This window comes from Providencia sp. PROV174 (genome assembly GCF_028480685.1).
Taxonomy (GTDB): Bacteria; Pseudomonadota; Gammaproteobacteria; order Enterobacterales; family Enterobacteriaceae; genus Providencia; species Providencia rettgeri.
The window spans coordinates 33,921-51,607 of sequence record NZ_JAMPOT010000004.1 but is presented as its reverse complement, the minus strand read 5'-3'; the positions used below and the strand labels follow the sequence as shown (position 1 = coordinate 51,607).

At 38.3% G+C, this 17,687-nt stretch carries 16 protein-coding genes and 1 tRNA gene; 8 read left to right on the top strand and 9 right to left on the bottom strand.

The window, feature by feature from the left end; all coding sequences use genetic code 11:
• The first annotated feature begins 5 nt into the window (after positions 1 to 5).
• From PSE60_RS01700 to PSE60_RS01690, 3 genes are all read left to right on the top strand, one after another.
• Entirely contained in the window at positions 6 to 731 is a 726-nt protein-coding gene (locus PSE60_RS01700; protein WP_109912634.1) for a fimbrial biogenesis chaperone, read from the top strand.
• 3 nt (positions 732 to 734) lie between these two features.
• Positions 735 to 1,718: a fimbrial protein gene (locus PSE60_RS01695; RefSeq protein ID WP_210840181.1), complete on the top strand. Its 984-nt coding sequence runs from the start codon at positions 735 to 737 to the stop codon at positions 1,716 to 1,718.
• Positions 1,719 to 1,786: 68 nt separating this feature from the next.
• On the top strand, positions 1,787 to 2,440 hold the full coding sequence (locus PSE60_RS01690) for a response regulator transcription factor (protein WP_206083458.1): 654 nt from the start codon (positions 1,787 to 1,789) through the stop codon (positions 2,438 to 2,440).
• Here the strand turns inward: PSE60_RS01690 and PSE60_RS01685 are convergent.
• The 7 genes from PSE60_RS01685 to aspA all read right to left on the bottom strand — a co-directional run bounded on the left by PSE60_RS01685 (position 2,418) and on the right by aspA (position 11,658).
• Complete coding sequence (locus tag PSE60_RS01685) at positions 2,418 to 5,621, bottom strand: ATP-binding protein (RefSeq protein ID WP_272664394.1); 3,204 nt, start codon at positions 5,619 to 5,621, stop codon at positions 2,418 to 2,420. The genes PSE60_RS01690 and PSE60_RS01685 overlap by 23 nt on opposite strands.
• 90 nt (positions 5,622 to 5,711) lie before the next feature.
• Positions 5,712 to 6,053 carry a helix-turn-helix domain-containing protein gene (locus PSE60_RS01680; protein ID WP_272664393.1) on the bottom strand — a complete coding sequence of 114 codons (342 nt, stop codon included), beginning with the start codon at positions 6,051 to 6,053 and terminating at the stop codon, positions 5,712 to 5,714.
• A gap of 783 nt (positions 6,054 to 6,836) precedes the next feature.
• A tRNA-Phe gene (locus tag PSE60_RS01675) sits at positions 6,837 to 6,912 on the bottom strand.
• Between the two features lie 126 nt (positions 6,913 to 7,038).
• Positions 7,039 to 7,611, bottom strand: coding sequence for a division control transcriptional repressor DicD (gene dicD, locus PSE60_RS01670; protein ID WP_419182212.1), 573 nt, complete (start codon positions 7,609 to 7,611; stop codon positions 7,039 to 7,041).
• Between the two features lie 224 nt (positions 7,612 to 7,835).
• Complete coding sequence (locus tag PSE60_RS01665) at positions 7,836 to 8,129, bottom strand: helix-turn-helix domain-containing protein (RefSeq protein WP_210838873.1); 294 nt, start codon at positions 8,127 to 8,129, stop codon at positions 7,836 to 7,838.
• Positions 8,130 to 8,766: 637 nt separating this feature from the next.
• On the bottom strand, positions 8,767 to 10,089 hold the full coding sequence (locus tag PSE60_RS01660; RefSeq protein ID WP_004258703.1) for an anaerobic C4-dicarboxylate transporter: 1,323 nt from the start codon (positions 10,087 to 10,089) through the stop codon (positions 8,767 to 8,769).
• 144 nt (positions 10,090 to 10,233) lie between these two features.
• Positions 10,234 to 11,658 carry an aspartate ammonia-lyase gene (aspA, locus tag PSE60_RS01655; protein ID WP_004908081.1) on the bottom strand — a complete coding sequence of 475 codons (1,425 nt, stop codon included), beginning with the start codon at positions 11,656 to 11,658 and terminating at the stop codon, positions 10,234 to 10,236.
• Positions 11,659 to 12,094: 436 nt separating this feature from the next.
• Here aspA and PSE60_RS01650 point away from each other — a divergent pair, with 436 nt between their 5' ends.
• From PSE60_RS01650 to PSE60_RS01635, 4 genes are all read left to right on the top strand, one after another.
• Positions 12,095 to 12,601, top strand: a complete 507-nt coding sequence (locus PSE60_RS01650) for an FxsA family protein (RefSeq protein WP_272664392.1) — start codon at positions 12,095 to 12,097, stop codon at positions 12,599 to 12,601.
• Between the two features lie 163 nt (positions 12,602 to 12,764).
• On the top strand, positions 12,765 to 13,058 hold the full coding sequence (locus PSE60_RS01645; RefSeq protein WP_004908085.1) for a co-chaperone GroES: 294 nt from the start codon (positions 12,765 to 12,767) through the stop codon (positions 13,056 to 13,058).
• A gap of 51 nt (positions 13,059 to 13,109) precedes the next feature.
• Positions 13,110 to 14,753 carry a chaperonin GroEL gene (groL, locus tag PSE60_RS01640; RefSeq protein WP_210839703.1) on the top strand — a complete coding sequence of 548 codons (1,644 nt, stop codon included), beginning with the start codon at positions 13,110 to 13,112 and terminating at the stop codon, positions 14,751 to 14,753.
• A 418-nt stretch (positions 14,754 to 15,171) separates the two neighbouring features.
• Positions 15,172 to 15,516, top strand: coding sequence for a DUF4156 domain-containing protein (locus PSE60_RS01635; protein WP_004908089.1), 345 nt, complete (start codon positions 15,172 to 15,174; stop codon positions 15,514 to 15,516).
• 44 nt (positions 15,517 to 15,560) lie between these two features.
• Here the strand turns inward: PSE60_RS01635 and epmB are convergent, their stop codons facing one another.
• Positions 15,561 to 16,589, bottom strand: a complete 1,029-nt coding sequence (gene epmB, locus PSE60_RS01630) for an EF-P beta-lysylation protein EpmB (protein ID WP_210839689.1) — start codon at positions 16,587 to 16,589, stop codon at positions 15,561 to 15,563.
• 43 nt (positions 16,590 to 16,632) lie between these two features.
• On the opposite strand from epmB, the gene efp reads away from it, so the two are divergent.
• The gene (gene efp / locus PSE60_RS01625) at positions 16,633 to 17,199 is read left to right on the top strand and encodes an elongation factor P (protein WP_004258667.1); all 567 of its coding nucleotides are present in this window, start codon (positions 16,633 to 16,635) and stop codon (positions 17,197 to 17,199) included.
• Between the two features lie 78 nt (positions 17,200 to 17,277).
• Here efp and PSE60_RS01620 read toward each other — a convergent pair whose 3' ends face one another.
• The gene (locus tag PSE60_RS01620) at positions 17,278 to 17,475 is read right to left on the bottom strand and encodes a YbdD/YjiX family protein (protein WP_004908094.1); all 198 of its coding nucleotides are present in this window, start codon (positions 17,473 to 17,475) and stop codon (positions 17,278 to 17,280) included.
• Positions 17,476 to 17,687 lie beyond the last annotated feature (212 nt).

Below are 17,687 nucleotides of genomic sequence, written 5' to 3'. Positions count from 1 at the left end.
AAATTATGAAAAAACTTAAATTAATAATGAGTGCTTTAATTTTAATTAGCACATACACACATGCATCAATTTCTGTTGACCGTACTCGCGTTATTTATGATGAAGCAAGTAAAGGTGTTAGCGTTGTGATTGAAAATATTGATAAAAAAGATCCTTATTTAGTTCAATCATGGATCGAGAATGAAAATGGCGAAAAAATTTCAGAACCACTGATTGCTTTGCCTTTATTACAACGTGTTGAAGCGAATCAAAAGAAGCAAGTTAGAATTAGTTTATCAAAAAATGATGTGAAAATACCGAACAACCAAGAGTCATTATTTTACTTTAATGTCTTGGGCATTCCACCGAAAACTAAGTTAGAAAATGCAGTTGAAATTGTCATTCAATCACGTTTTAAATTATTTTATCGTCCGAGTGAATTGAAAAAATACCCTAATAATGATTGGCAAAAAGAGTTGAAAGTGGAGAAAGTGGGAAAGTCATTAAAATTAACTAACCCGACTCCCTATCACATTGTTGTGATTAATGTTAATGATAATGAATCTAAAGTTCCTGATTTTAAAGAAATTGTCGTGAAGCCAAATAGCAATGCAACATATTTACTATCAGATAAACAAGTGAAATCACCAAAAATGATTGTGACTTATATTGATGATTATGGAACACCAAACTTATTGAAATATACATGTAATACAACTTGTTCCTTGTCAAATGAAAAGGATAAGAGGTAAGTTATGTTAATTTTGAAAAAAATAAATGCATTCGCTATATTATTTTTATTTTTGCTAAGTTTTCAATCAGTAGCTGCTGTTAATAATTGTGTACCGAGTTCCGGAGCTACATCTATAGAACAAGAATTAACCTTTGATATTACAAATAGTAGTACTTCAATTGCAAATGGTACCTTATTGACATCAGCAATGAGCTCATATGTATCAGTGAGATGTGAGTTTACTGGTTCATCAAGCACAGCTAATGCAGTTTACTTTAAGAATACAATGCCAAGTGCAATTAAAACATTGTTGATTAATAGTGGTGTCAGTGTGACACAACAAAATGCAATTTCATCTCCTAATCCAGTAACGATAACCAACCCAACTGTTCCGAATATTTATTTAGGGTATTGGAGTCAACCAGAGACAGGAATTACACGTAATATTGCTTTTATGTATAACTTCTATGTTTACAAGGGGGCTAATGCTCTTAAACCTTTTGATACTGGGTTATTTTTATTAGGAACTCATGTGGATTATTTAGGTAAGGATTTAGGCGGACCAACTTATGTGCGAATTAAAGGTAACTTAACCTTACTCTGCCCTGCGCCAGCGGTGAATATCACAGCTTCTAATGGGGGAAGTGTAAACTTTGATACGATTTCACCTAAACAAATGAATGCGGGAGATGTGGTTAGCCGAACTTTTAATTTAGGTATGTCAGTGCCACAAGACTGCGAAACAGGACTGAATATATCAGTTCGTTTTGAACCCAATAATAATACGGTGCTAGGCGGAAAATATCTTGATATGGGTAATGGATTACAAACGCTATTAACCCGTAATTCAACTGATATTAACTATAATGAAAGTTACAGTATTGGTGAAATCATGCCACAATCACCGATTAGTGTCCCTTTTACTGCGACATTAAGCAAGATTGCAGGCAGCACCATCGCTTCAGGTCCGTTTTCTAAAACAGTTCGAGTTGTTGTTTCATATTAAGAGTGTTAATTGACATTTTTTTATGGTGTTATATTGAATATACATATTCTGATGCTGAGTATCATTAAATGAAAAAACTCAAATTAGTATTAGTTGATGATCATCCCATTGTGCTTTCAGGTTTGAAAGATACACTTTCTCAATCAATGAATTTAGAAATTTTAGGTGCCTACACTCAGGATGCTGAACTATTTTCTTTCTTGAAAAAAAATGAGGTTGATGTGATCGTAACTGATTATATGATGCCTAATAATACCCAATCTAGCGATGGCCAGAATTATATTCAATTTTTACGTCGTCAATACCCAAATATTGCTGTGATTGTATTAACGATGGTTTCTAACCCAATGATTATACAAATGTTATATGATTCGGGGGTGAGCGCGGTGGTGTCAAAAGAGGCACCATTAAGCGACCTGATGAAGGCTATCACATTAGCGGGGCAAGGCCGCCAATATCGTGTTCCTGTTGCAGATATGACAACGACATTAAAAAGCCGTAATGCGGTAACATTAAATGATAGGGTAAAGACATTATCACCTCGTGAACTTGAGGTATTGCGCCTTTTTGTTCAAGGAAAACCTATTGTTGATATTGCAAAGCAATTAAACCGCAGTGATAAAACTATCAGCTTACAGAAAAATGCAGCAATGCGTAAATTGGGTGTTGATAATAATCAAGCGTTAATCAGTTATTGCCTTACACACCATTTATTTGACTGATTTTTTTTATCCAATTAGCTAATTGATTGCAGATATTCTGGTTAACCTGAGTATCAATGTGTGTTGATGCCTGTGAATCTAATGATGCCTCAAACTCCCGAAGCTCATTAGCTAATTCACGTTGTTCAACACTAATTAATGCGCCACGGATACGGTGGGATAACTGCTTTATTTCATCAGTATTATTATCTTCGACAGCTCGGCAAAATTGAGCAATATCGGTAATAAAATGATGAATAATTTTTTCTCTATCCTCTCCATTTAGTGGGTTAATCATTTTTAGGGAGGCCGTTTCTAAAGTTGAGGAGGAGTAAATCGGGAATAAACGGTTGAATAATTGAATTAAGGTTTCTAGCTCTATAGGTTTTACAAGCCATGAATCCATTCCAGATTCTAGGCATCGCTCTTCTTCTTCTTTTAATCCATTCGCAGTAACACCAATAATCGGACATGTTTCACCTTCACTGCGTAGCTGTTGTGCGAGTTCATAACCATTACGATAGGGCATATTAACGTCTGTAAGAATGATATCGACAATTTCGTTATCCCAAATTACCAACGCTTCTTCACCATCATTGGCAATAAATACCTTACAACCGAGTAATTCAAGCTGCTCTTGTAGAACAACTTGGTTAATGGGGTTATCTTCAGCAATTAAAACGCGAAGCGGATATTTATGCATATGAGTTTGTATACGAGATGTTGGACAAATAAGGGGTAACTGTTCTTTATTATTTTGTAGTAAGAATAACTGCTGATTTAATTCGGATAGTCGAAAATTCATCTCAGGGCTTACCCATTGTTGTCCATCCCAATGCGTCGGCAGAGGAAACGATGGAATTAAGATGCCGACAGCAATAACGGATGAGGTATCTATGGGGAGGCTATTTTCTGTGAAATAAACATTAGCTCCCCAACGTTTTAGCCATTGTGTTATATTTTCAGTCAATAATGGGTTTGGGGTTTGTAACCAAATATTGGTATTTTTTAGTGGTAACCAATGTGGTTGCTGTATATCGAGCGCTAAAGGTAGTGTCACGAGAAACGAGCTACCAACCCCAGTTTCACTTTGTAAGCTTATTTGCCCATCCATCAATTTAATAAGTTTAGAGCAAATAAATAGGCCTAAGCCAGTACCGCCATAGGCATGAATTTCTGAATGAGCTTGATAAAATGGCTCAAATAATTTTATTTGTTGTTCAGGACTAATTCCAACACCGGTATCACTGACACGTATTAATATATTATTATTACTTCTTTTAAGTTCAATAGTAACCGTACCCCTGTGGGTAAATTTAATTGCATTACTGAGTAAATTACCTAAGATTTGTTGCAGTCGAGCAGAGTCACCAATTCTATTTGCTTGTACACTTGGGTCAATAATAGCAAATAGGAGTAACCCTTTTTGCTGAGCAATACCTTGATATAATTGAACAGTTTGTTGTACTAATTCTAATAAATCAAATGGCTGATTATGGATTTGAATTTGATTAGCTTCTATTTTGCTAATATCTAAAATATCGCCAATTAATTGCATAAGTAATTGGGACGTTGTTGATATTCTCTCAATAAAATGAGCTTGTTGAGGTGAAAGAGAGGTATTTGCGAGTAATTCTAACGTGCCGATTAGGCCATAAAGTGGGGTTCGTATTTCATGGCTCATTGTTGCTAAAAATGTCGATTTAGCTCGGTTAGCTTCTTCTGCAAGCCGTTTAGCATCATCAAGTTGTTTTTCAGTTTCTGCTTGGATGGTAATATCAGTAAATGCGCATAAAATAACAGGACGCTGTTGGTAATAAGTTGCTGTACTCACAACATAGAGGACATGCTCCCCTGATTTTAAAGTTGTTTTAACGTGTTCTGTGTCAGAAAGAACCTTGGTGAGTAATTCATTATATTCATTTGAGTCGCGGGGGGGCGCTGTATTGGTTATTTTTAGCCAGTAACGAGCTAACTCATTCGCGAAGCGTAACTGCTGGGTTTCTTTATCTATTACACATAATCCGATAGGTGTTGTTGCGATAAGTGCTTGGTTAAATGCTTCATTTTCTAAGATGGCTTGTTGGGAGTCTATTGCGGGTTGTAATATTTTTCGTTGGTACCAGCGGTGGTATCCCCATCCACAAAATAAACTAAAGAAAAGTGCAATAACTAAGCTGATAGGAAACCACAGGTTGTCTTCAAAAAAAGCAGCATAACTAATTCTATAATATCCCGTCCATTCGTCAGTTTTAGATGAAAGCTTAAGAACTAGGCCATCTTTGGTATAAAAAATACCTTCTAATGCTTCTTCCTCAGGTGCTTGGGTTGTTCCAAGTAACTGACCATATTTTGTATGAATTAGCCAAAATTGATGGGTGAGTGTGGGATTTAACATTCGTTCCAGCACACTTAACCTAGCTTGGCTTAACATACTGACCGCATAAATATTTTTAGGGGAAATATGAGCATTTTGCCATAAATGTTCATCAAAACCGGCTGGAATAATCCCGATGAGAATATTATCAAAAGGCACTGGACGTAGCCAAATAATTTGTTTTAAGTCAGCCGGTTGCGATTCTGAAAACTGAGCATGGATAGCAGGTAAATTTTTCCTGACGTTATCAATAACGGAATAATATAAATTTGGAGATATGGATTCATTTCCTAACACAGTGCCAACAGAAGGCACACTAATACTAATTTGGTCGTGCTCATTGACAAAAAATACAGCCGCGGCTGGGAAATAGGATCCCCCCCAAAACGTGGAATAATAATCAGCTAAATAAGCCCCCAGAGAAAATAATATGCTGGGCACTTTGGTGCATTCTAAACTTTTATCACAAGCTAGCGTGAATGGCATTGCGACTAAAGACTCTTTGCCTTCGAGTAGGTGTAATGATAGTTTGGTTGGTAGTGATTGCTCTTGTATTGCATAAGTTCGGCTTTCAACTAGCTCTGATAGGTCTTGGTTTTGCTTATTTAGCGATCTTAAAAATTTCTCTTGCTCATTGATATAACCTATTAGTGACCTAAAATCGACTTCTAACCGCTTAGTTTCTTGTTGGACAATGCGTTCTGCGCTCCAAAATAATGTTGCTATTAGGATAAACAACAGAGGGAAGGCGACAGTGAGTATGCTGTTCGTGCGTCCTGATGTGCGAGTTATCCTTGAAAATGCAGTCGGAGAAGGGGTAGGCATAGTGCTGTTCTCATCGATTATAGGCAAACTCCATAATTTTCATAATAATATAAAATAAACAAATTAAACAATATTTCTTTATGCCAAAGGTTAGACAATTGCTGAATTGTAATAGTCTTTCAAATCATCTAATTCCCAACCAAAACCATTTAAATTAGTGATATGGTGTGAAAGTTTAGGATGATGGCTAACGATATAGAATAGCCTATGGTAAAAATCTGGAAAGTTAATACCGAGTATAAGAATAAATTTAAATAATACATCTACGGTTAATGCATTCTCACCTCGTTCATAACGAGATAATTGCTGTTGGCTAATACCTAGCTCTTTCGCAATCCTCTCACCGCTAATACCTAACTCTTGTCGGTATTCTTGTAAGCATTTACCAACTAGCTGGCTGATATAATAAGTTGTATCTTTTTTCTTTTTCATGTGGAAACTTGACCCTAGTATCATTGATTCATAAAACTATTTTTATCTTTAAGAGTAAATTATGGCAAAAATAAAATTTTAGAATATAAGGTATTCCTTAATTAAAAATAATATTAAGTCATTTATTTCAGGTTCATATGCAGAGTCTTATTTTAAACATTATAGTTATTTTCTTTTTATTTTAGAGAACTATTTTTGTTGCTTAACAGTATGTTAAGCATTGATTGTGAATTGCTCGGTAAGGTTTAGTTGGCTTTATTGTATTAAGGCTTGGTTACATTCTCATTACAAATTATTATTATTTATTGTTTAATATTGTATTTGATTATTTTTTTAGCTCAATAGATGGGAATAAAAAATGATATTATGGTTTTTTAGTGGTTTATTTGAATAATTATTAATATAAAAACTTATTTTTAGGTTCTTAAATGAGACAACAGGCCAGTAAATACACGTAATAAGAGTGAGTGAGAGCCGTTTAATGGATAAATTGAGAAAAGGGTGAGAATAATAATCTAGTTATAAACCTTAGCGTTTGGCTTTTTCTAGTTACATTCTAATTATTTGGTATAAGTCAAGTCAATGAACTTTGGCTTATGGTTATTTTTATATCTATATTCTGTATATAGGCTTATTACTCATAGATTGCAAACAGAGAGTATAGAGAAATAGGTGTTTAGAGGAGAGTAAAGGCCATTCCGTGCTTTTAGCCTAGTTGGCTAAGTATGAGTATTTGGAAATACAAAAGCAAAAACCCGCCTTTTGGGCGGGTTCTTTAAATAGTGGTGCCCGGACTCGGAATCGAACCAAGGACACGGGGATTTTCAATCCCCTGCTCTACCGACTGAGCTATCCGGGCAACGGGGCGCATTAAACCGTATTCAGCCGTTTGCGTCAATGCATTTTTAATAAAAAAACACTTTTTTTTACTGAGTGTTTTCTTTTTCAACAAAAAGTGTGCGTTTAGTATGCGTTAATTAGTTTTTTAGCTTAACGCTCCTTTTTTACGGCACAGTGCGATTGTTAGGATGTCCTCTGAAAGGTGTTGTGCAATATCAACATCTTGAATGTCCCTTTGTACTAATAAGCGGTTTAAACAGCCTTCAAGCACTAATTCCATTTGGTTAGCGACTAGTTCAGAGTCTTCAATATCCAATTCATCTAACAGGTCTTTGGTGAAGTTAAAGGAATTGTCTTTCTGTAAACGACTGAGCTGATGGATTGGGTGCTGTGAGTCAGGGTAATAATTACAAGCAGAAATAAACAAACAGCCAGGAAAACGCCCTTCACTGACTTTTTCAGACAATTGTTGGTAACGGGCCATTAATTTTTGTTGCGGGCTTAGGGATTCATCTAGCAAGGTTTGGCGCTGCCATACTTCAATTTGTTGGCTATGATAGCGCAAACAATCATAAACAAGAGCTTCATCGTCTGGCCAGAACTGCCGAATTGTAGAGAAATCAGATTCAATTTCACTGAGTAAATTTTCTGTGGATGCGGATAAACCTTGGATTTCCAGTTGATTTAACGCATGGCTCAAAATAATTTCACGTTGGATAGGCATTGTTAACTCCATCACAATAATGTCTGATTTTTCTCCATCATAACAATGTTCAATTGTGAATTATAGCGGTTTGCAGTGCTATCATGAGTCGCCGTTTCTGAGGGGGGGGGGGATAAAACCAAATAAGAAATTGAATGGGATTCAAAAGTGAGTAGTTTAAAGCACACAGGAGGGGGAAGAACCCCCCTGGAACGAACTTCATGGGTTTATATCAGACTTTAATTGATCAATTTAGCTTCTAATGCCGCATCGATATAGTAAAACTGAAAGACTTTATTCATAAAGTCATCGATGTCATGTTTTCGCAATTCGAGAGCTTGTAAAATGTCCAAAAGACCTTGGATAGTAATGGCATTTTTACCTCTTTCATAGCGGGAAACTTGCTGCTGGCTGATTCTTAAGCGAGAAGCTAATTGTGCACCAGTTAAACCAACCACTTTTCTGCGGTGCTTTAAAAAGGTTCCAATATAAACGGTTACATTTGTATTTTCACTTCGTTGAGTATTTAGCATGCCTCCTCCAAATAGATAAATTTTGCTAAAATAAATTATCTTGTTATTAAACTTTCTTGATATTTAATTCGTATCACTTAATTAATTAAATGATCATTATCAGGTTTTTCGGGTATTATTAAACAAGGGTGAGTTAATTATTACCAATATTTATGGCGGATTGATTTTAAATTTTTGATAGATGATTTCTATCTTTGATACCCTCAATCCGTGTGGTTGAAATGTTTTTTTGGTTTAATTGTCTTTTTTTAATTAAACTATTGGTTTTTTATTTTAATTTTCTTTTGTTTTTCTTTTTTTTTGGAGTTATATTTTTATTGATGGTTTTGATAAAATAAATGAGGTGGCTTGTTATTACATGCTTATAGTCATTGTTTGTTACACTTATATGTAGAGTATTAATATACTTATATTGTTAGAAAAATTTTTATCTCTGATTTATGCATAATTAAATTCAATATATTTTAAATATATCTTTTTAAGATATGGTTTGAGTTTTTATCTAAATGATTATTGTATTTTTATAATTGCTTACGTGATTTTATATAAGATAACAAAAATAATATGTTATAGGTAGGTATAGAAAACCCGTGCTATTCGCACGGGCCTGCATAAGATTAATTGTAACTAATATAAACTATAGGATCATACCGCCAAATAAGAAGCCGAATGAAACAGCTAATGCGACAGCGATAGTGCCTGGAATAAAGAATGGATGGTTAAAGACGAATCGGCCAATACGCGTTGTCCCTGTGTCATCCATCTGTACTGCAGCAACCAGTGTTGGGTAGGTAGGCAGAATAAATAGACCAGAAACCGCAGAGAATGATGCGATAGCAGTTAATGGGCTAACATTCAGCGCTAATGCCATTGGCATTAGAGCCTTCGCTGTTGCGGCTTGTGAGTATAGTAAAGCGGAGCAGAAGAAGAAAATAACCGCTAACATCCAAGAATGTTCATGAATTAAATCCCCCGCAGTTTCTTTGATCCAGTCAATGTTGTGTTGTACGAATGTATCACCTAACCAAGCCACACCTAAAATACAAATACATGCACTCATACCTGCTTTAAAGGTACTTGAGTTCAAGATAGCATCAGTATTTACACGGCAGAAAATAGTGATTAATGTCGCCACAGTCAGCATGATAATCAAAATCGCATTTGTGGTGTTCATTAATGGTGTTTCAACAATCCCTAAACTTGGGCTGTTAATGATGGCATAGCAGACAACGCCAACAACCCCAAGCAAGAACAGCAGTACAGAAGACTTAGCGCCCGCTTTGATTTCTTTAACTTGACTACCGCGCAGTTCAACTAAACCTTCCGCTAAACGTTTTTGGTAGATAGGGTCATCAGATAATTTAGAGTTAAACGTCCAAGAGATGATGAACGACATCAAAATGATAGCAAGGAATGTCGCAGGTAATAGAACACTCAGAAGTGAGATATAGCTGACTGTGTTACCTGCACCCACCATTGCTGGGTTTTCCATGACGGATGCCATGTAAACCACTGCCGCAGAAATTGGTGATGCTGTAATACCTATCTGTGCTGCAACGACCGCAGTCGATAATGGACGACAAGGTTTTACACCTTGTTCTTTAGCGACTTCTGCAATAACAGGCAGTGTTGCTAATGAGATATTACCTGTCCCTGCGAAAAGTGTCAGAAAGTAGGTAACAATAGGTGCAAGAATGGTGATGTACTTAGGATTACGACGCAGTAATTTTTCGGTTTGGGCGACTAAATAGTCCAGACCTCCAGCAATTTGCATTGCAGAGATAGCGGCAATAACAGCCATGATGATTGAGATAACGTCAAATGGAATGGTTCCTGGTTTTACGCCAATAGCTGCGAGTACCAGTACACCAAGGCCACCGGCAAAGCCGATACCTATCCCACCTAAACGGGCCCCCAAAAAGATGGCCAGCAGAACAATAATAAATTCTACGGCTAACATAGTGTTTACTCCTCGACAAAATGAAAATTAAAATTATGAAACTGTTATGTTAATTATTTGTGTGTGTATTAATCAAAAAAGGCACGCTTTCTGTTGAGAGGCGTGCCTTTATTTTTAAGTATTATTTATGATAAACATAAATTTTTAGTCATCAAAGCGTTTTGCTTTATAAGCTGGGTGTTTTAAGTTCTCAACAGAGAAAATATCATCCAGTTCTGCTTCAGTCAGTAAACCGCGTTCTAAAACAACTTCGCGTACGCTCTTACCCGTTTCAGCACAGATTTTACCTACGATATCACCATTATGGTGACCAATGAATGGGTTCAGATAAGTGACGATACCGATGGAGTTAAACACAAATGCTTCACAGATTTCTTTGTTCACAGTAATGCCGCTAATGCATTTTTCTTGCAGATTACGACATGCGTTGCTCATCAGTGAGATAGACTCGAACATCGCTTGGCCAATCGCTGGTTCCATTACGTTTAATTGTAATTGACCTGCTTCAGCAGCCATCGTTACACAGATATCATTACCAATAACTTTGAAACATGCTTGGTTGACGACTTCAGGAATAACAGGGTTAACTTTTGCTGGCATGATAGAAGAACCAGCTTGTAACTCAGGTAAGTTGATTTCTTTAAGGCCAGCACGCGGACCTGAAGATAGCAGACGTAAGTCGTTACAAATTTTAGACAGTTTCATCGCTAAACGTTTTAAGCCTGCATGAACAGTGATGTAAGCACCACAGTCAGAGGTTGCTTCGATTAAGTCTTCTGCTGGAACGCATGGTAAACCAGTCACTTCTGCTAATTTTTTAACTGCAAGTTCTGAGTAACCAGGTGCCGTATTCAGGCCTGTACCAATAGCAGTTGCGCCTAAGTTAACTTCGAGCAGTAATTCAATGCTGCGTTTTAAGTTTTTCTCTTCTTCTTTTAAGAGAGTAGCGAAAGCATGGAATTCTTGGCCGACAGTCATTGGAACGGCATCCTGCAGCTGGGTACGTCCCATTTTCAGAATGTCTTTGTATTCTTCCGCTTTAGCTTCAAAGCCTTTTTTCAGGTATTCAACAGACTCAATTAACTTCAATATAGAATTATACACTGCGATACGGAACCCTGTAGGGTATGCATCGTTAGTGGATTGACTTTTGTTTAGGTGGTCATTTGGGTTTAAGAATTCATACTCACCTTTTTTATGGCCCATCAGTTCAAGACCGATGTTTGCTAGAACCTCGTTGGTATTCATGTTCAGTGATGTGCCCGCACCACCTTGGAATACGTCAACCGGGAATTGGTCCATGCATTTGCCTTCATTTAGAACAACGTCACACGCTTTGATGATGGTATCCGCGATATTACGTGGAATAGTGTGCTGTTCTTTGTTGGCTAAAGCCGCCGCTTTTTTAACCATAACCATGCCACGAATAAATTCTGGGACATCGTTAATGGTGCGGTCGCTGATATAAAAGTTTTCAATCGCACGCAGAGTATGAACACCATAATAGGCATCAGCTGGAACTTCTTTTTTACCTAACAGGTCTTCTTCGATACGAGTATTGTTTGACATGAGAACCTTCTTAATTAGATTACAGTTACTGTCCGTTTATGCGCTTTAAAAATCGATACTTCGTAAAACAAAATTCACAGGTGATTAATATTGCAAAGTAAAACTTTACAAGCAATTAACACCGTCTACTACGTTGTCAGCATTATGATCTACTGATTTATGGGTAGATGATATGCTTTTAATCATCTATTGCCTTGAACCTAGATCACTATATAGTTTGATTTATGCAACAGATTTCACGTTGTGTGATATTCATCACAGATAAGTGCCATTAATGAAAAAAATCTGTGAGTTGAAAAGCGTTATATCTGCCCCAATTATTATGGCTATACTGAAGAAAAAAGCGAATATTGATGGTTGTCTCTTAGATGCAGTTCACAAAGGTTTCCCTAGGGGCGTAAAATAATCGATAGCTTATTGAAATAAAGGAGAACTTGTGCGCTGGTTACCACTCATTCTGATATGTATTCTCGTTTACATTGAATCCGTCATTTTTGTGCGGGTTGCATCTGAAGTTGGAGTTTTAATGACGTTAATTTTAGTCGTTTTGACATCCTGCTTAGGTGTGTCACTTGTGAAAAATCAAGGTATGAAAAATGTACTGCAAATCCAACAAAAGTTAGCGTCGGGTGAAAGCCCAGCAGCTGAAATGATCAAGAGCGTTGCATTGGTCTTAGCGGGTTTCTTGTTGATTGTGCCTGGGTTCTTTACGGATTTTATTGGCTTACTGTTATTACTACCGCCAATTCAAAAGCTTATTGTAATGCGCTTAATTCCTCATATTCGTTTCTACCAACCAGGTTCTGGTTTTAACCAAACGGGAAATAGCGGCTTTCAACGTGGCGATACTTTTGAGGGGGAATTCCAACGTAAGCAAGATGATCCTTCTTTTACAATCGATAATTCAGATTCATCAGATAAAGACGATCGTCCTAAACCATAAAACCATCCTATTTATGGGGAGATAAAAATGAAAAATTTTTTATCTCCCCCCTTGAAGTTCCTCTTCTTCGCCCCAATCTGCTCAAACATGGTACTAGTTTATTTAAGACATGCTGGTATCGTCCTTTTACCTAGTATGGACTTTATTTATAGGAGAACTATTAATGAAAATTCGTCCATTGCATGACCGTGTTATCGTTAAACGTAAAGAAGTTGAATCAAAATCTGCAGGCGGGATCGTTCTGACGGGTACTGCCGCAAGCAAATCAACTCGTGGTGAAGTTCTTGCAGTTGGCAACGGCCGCATCCTCGAAAATGGTGAAATCAAAGCACTGGATGTGAAAGTTGGCGATATCGTAATCTTTAACGATGGTTATGGCGTGAAAGCTGAAAAAATCGACAATGAAGAAGTCCTGATTATGTCCGAAAGTGACATTCTGGCAATTGTTGAAGCGTAATTTTCACTTAAAACTTCTCAACGAACGAAAAGAATTTGAAGGAAAGAGATAATGGCAGCTAAAGACGTTAAATTTGGTAGTGATGCACGTACGAAAATGCTTCGTGGTGTGAATGTTCTGGCAGACGCAGTAAAAGTGACTTTAGGTCCTAAAGGCCGTAACGTAGTTTTAGATAAATCTTTTGGCTCACCAGTTATCACCAAAGATGGTGTTTCAGTTGCACGTGAAATCGAATTAGAAGACAAATTCGAAAACATGGGCGCTCAGATGGTGAAAGAAGTTGCTTCTAAAGCTAACGACGCAGCGGGTGACGGTACCACAACGGCAACTGTACTAGCTCAAGCTATCATTACTGAAGGCTTAAAAGCGGTCGCTGCGGGTATGAACCCAATGGACCTGAAACGCGGTATCGACAAAGCAGTTGTTGCTGCTGTTGAAGAACTGAAAGCACTGTCTGTTCCTTGTTCAGACACTAAATCAATCGCACAGGTTGGTACTATTTCTGCAAACTCCGACGAAACCGTGGGTAAATTAATTGCAGAAGCGATGGATAAAGTCGGTAAAGAAGGCGTTATCACAGTTGAAGAAGGTACTGGTCTGGAAGACGAGCTGGATGTGGTTGAAGGTATGCAATTTGACCGCGGTTACCTGTCTCCTTACTTCATCAACAAACCAGAAACAGGTGCTGTTGAGTTAGAAAACCCATTCATCCTGTTAGTTGACAAAAAAGTTTCTAACATCCGTGAATTACTGCCAGTATTAGAAGGCGTTGCTAAGGCAAGCAAACCACTATTAATCATCGCTGAAGATGTTGAAGGTGAAGCGCTGGCAACTCTGGTTGTTAACACCATGCGTGGTATTGTTAAAGTTGCCGCGGTTAAAGCACCGGGCTTTGGTGACCGTCGTAAAGCAATGCTGCAAGATATCGCAATTCTGACTAATGGTACTGTTATCTCTGAAGAGATCGGTATGGAGTTAGAAAAAGCGACATTAGAAGATTTAGGTCAAGCAAAACGTATCGTTATCAACAAAGATACGACCACTATCATTGATGGTGTGGGTGAAGAGTCTGCTATTGCTGGCCGTGTTGCACAAATCCGTCAGCAAATCGAAGAATCTTCTTCAGATTACGACCGTGAAAAACTGCAAGAACGCGTTGCTAAATTAGCAGGTGGTGTAGCGGTAATTAAAGTGGGCGCAGCAACTGAAGTTGAAATGAAAGAAAAACGTGCTCGTGTTGACGATGCTTTGCATGCAACTCGCGCAGCCGTTGAAGAAGGCGTTGTTGCTGGTGGTGGTACTGCACTGGTTCGCGTTGCAGCGAAACTGGAAGGCATGAAAGGTGATAACGAAGAGCAAACAGTTGGTATTCGTGTTGCTCTACGTGCGATGGAATCACCTATGCGTCAAATCGTCACTAACGCAGGTGAAGAAGCTTCTGTGGTTGTTAACAACGTTAAAGCTGCTAAAGGCAACGAAGGTTACAACGCAGCAACTGACACTTATGGCGATATGATCGACATGGGTATCTTAGATCCAACTAAAGTAACGCGTTCTGCTTTGCAATTCGCAGCGTCTATCGCAGGTCTGATGATCACAACTGAAGCGATGATCACTGATCTGCCAAAATCAGATGCACCTGACTTAGGTGCTGCTGGTATGGGCGGCATGGGTGGAATGGGCGGTATGATGTAAGCCAGTTGGCGACATCAAGCTCAAGTAGTTACTAACTAGGTTAGGGCTACCCACCATAAGACCGGCATCGTTATATTTCTAGCGGTGCCGGTTTTTTTATTGATTTTTAATTAATAAATAACCATTAATTATTGATGAAGGTAATATATCAAAACAAGATACAATTAATGCGTTATACGATTTATTTTTGCGTCAATGTTGCTTCGCAGGTTATATTTAACGTAAGGTAAGTGGTTTGAATTAGCAAAGAATAGAGCAGGTTCTTGATTAATTTGTGGTAGACTCTATTCGGCTGGTGATGTGTGGCAATTATGGCGCTGTATGTTAATCACCTTCTAGATATTTCAATTAGTAGGCTATTGGAACTAAAGCGATTTTCAAACCAGCTGCAAAAACACAATGAAAAATGAGGGAAAACATGCGAATTAAAGTCTTGCTTGGTGCTGCTGCATTATTGCTTTTAGCAGGTTGTTCAACAACAACTAATTTGACTGCGGCAGGCTCACAAGTTCGTTTTGTTGAGAATCAACCTGGAAGTGATTGCCAACTTCTCGGTCAGGTTGCAGGGACTCAAAGCAACTGGTTGAGTGGTGTCAACAATGAATCTAGCTCAATGCGCAGCGCAGCAAATGATTTACGTAATAAAGCAGCGGCGATGGGCGGTAACGTGATTTTTGGTGCATCAAGTCCAAGTGAAACCGTGTTATCTAGCTTCATTCCATTAGATAGCAAAATGGTTGGCCAAGTTTATAAGTGCCCCTAAAATGAATTCATAGCGCCCAAATAATTATTTGGGCGTTTTGCTTTCTAGTTCTGCCTTAAGTTAAGGTCTAGCAGTGTTTTACTTGGCTCTCCCCCAATTTCCCGAGCGAGCTTAGGTACAAGGTACCCAGAGACCTTACTCAGTAATTGCTGTATCAATTGTCTAGCTTCGGTATCACTCACTAAAAAGTGCGCAGCGCCTTGAACTTTATCTAATACATGTAAGTAATAAGGCAAAATACCTGCATCAAATAAGGCATTACTTAAATTCATCAGAGCCGTCACGTTGTCATTAACTTGGCGCAGTAATACGCTTTGGTTTAATAATGTCACACCTGATAGTTTTAGTTTTTGCATTGCCTTGCTGAATAGCTCGTCAATTTCGTTAGCATGATTAACGTGTGTAACCATAATGACCTGTAACCTAGAGCTAGCAAGCCGTTTACAGAGCGTATCTGTGATGCGTTCTGGTATCACCACAGGCAAACGAGTATGAATTCTAAGGCGTTTTATATGAGAAATCGCCTCTAATTGGCTGATGAGCCAATCAAGTTCATGGTCTTTTGCCATCAACGGATCACCACCTGAGAAGATGATTTCATTGAGTTCGGTGTGGTTTTTTATATAATCCACAGCCATCAACCAGTTATTTTTATTTCCTTTGTTGTCTTCGTAAGGAAAATGCCGGCGAAAACAGTAGCGACAGTTGACTGCACAGCCACCTTTTACCAGCAGTAATGCGCGGTTGTGGTATTTATGCAGTAAACTTGGAATTTCATTATCCTGCTCTTCTAGTGGGTCAGTAGAAAAACCTGGATGTATATCAAACTCTGCTTTTGCAGTTAATACCTGCAATAACAGAGGGTCTAGTGGATCGCCTTTTTTCATGCGGGAAATAAAGGGCATTGGAACGCGTAAAGGAAATAATTTGCGTGCCTCACTGCCTTCTTTCGATAAAAGATGATTTTCTAGGTTAAGTATTTGCAGCAATTCATCTGGATTAGTGATTGCTTCAGCAAGTTGTTGTATCCAGACTTCTCTGGATGAGGTATTTTGAGTTACAATATCGACCATTTTTTGGCTATGCCATTTTTAGTTTATAAATTAGAGGATCACCATGGCTACTTATAGTACCAATGAATTCCGCTCAGGTCTTAAAATCATGTTAGATGGCGAGCCTTGTGTCGTTTTAGAAAGTGAATTCGTCAAACCGGGTAAAGGTCAAGCATTCGCACGCGTGCGTATCCGTAAACTAATTTCTAACAAACTGTTGGAAAAAACATTTAAGTCTACTGACTCTGTTGAAGGTGCAGATGTCATGGATATGAACTTAACTTACCTGTACAACGACGGTGAGTTCTGGCATTTCATGAACAACGAAACTTTTGAACAGTTAGCAGCGGACGAAAAAACCGTTGGCGATAACGCGAAATGGTTAGTTGACCAAGCAGAATGTATTTTAACACTGTGGGACGGCCGTCCTATCGCGGTAACTCCACCTAACTTTGTTGAGTTAGAAATTACCGATACTGACCCAGGCCTGAAAGGGGATACCGCAGGTACAGGTGGTAAACCTGCAACACTGAGCACTGGCGCAGTGGTTAAGGTTCCTCTGTTCGTTCAGATCGGTGAAGTTATCCGTGTTGATACTCGTTCAGGTGAGTATGTTTCACGCGTAAAATAACGGTTGATCCTATACTCAATCGTTAGAAATAAAAAGCCGTGGCTTAAGTCCACGGCTTTTTTTGTCTATTTTAAGTGGTTAACAGCACTTAAACCCACCTTTGCCACCGTAACGTGCGTCTTGACGCTCTTTGAAAAACTCTTCATAGGTCATAGGCGTTTGGTCAGGGTGTGTTCTTTGCATATGAGCGACGTAGTTGTCGTAATCGGGAACGCCAACCATCATTTTTGCCGCTTGGCCTAGGTAGCGGGCTGCTTTTCCCAGTTCTCCAAACATTTTTTTCTCCCTCATATTTCGCGCTACAGCGTTGTTGACTTCGCTTGGCTACCCTAGTCACATACTGTTATGTATGCTCCTAGTTTCTCCTTCATACTTCACGCTGTTGCTGCGTTGGCTTCATTCGCTAACCCTAGTCACATACTGTTATGTATGCTCCTAGTTTCTCCTTCATACTTCACGCTGTTGCTGCGTTGGCTTCATCCGCTAAC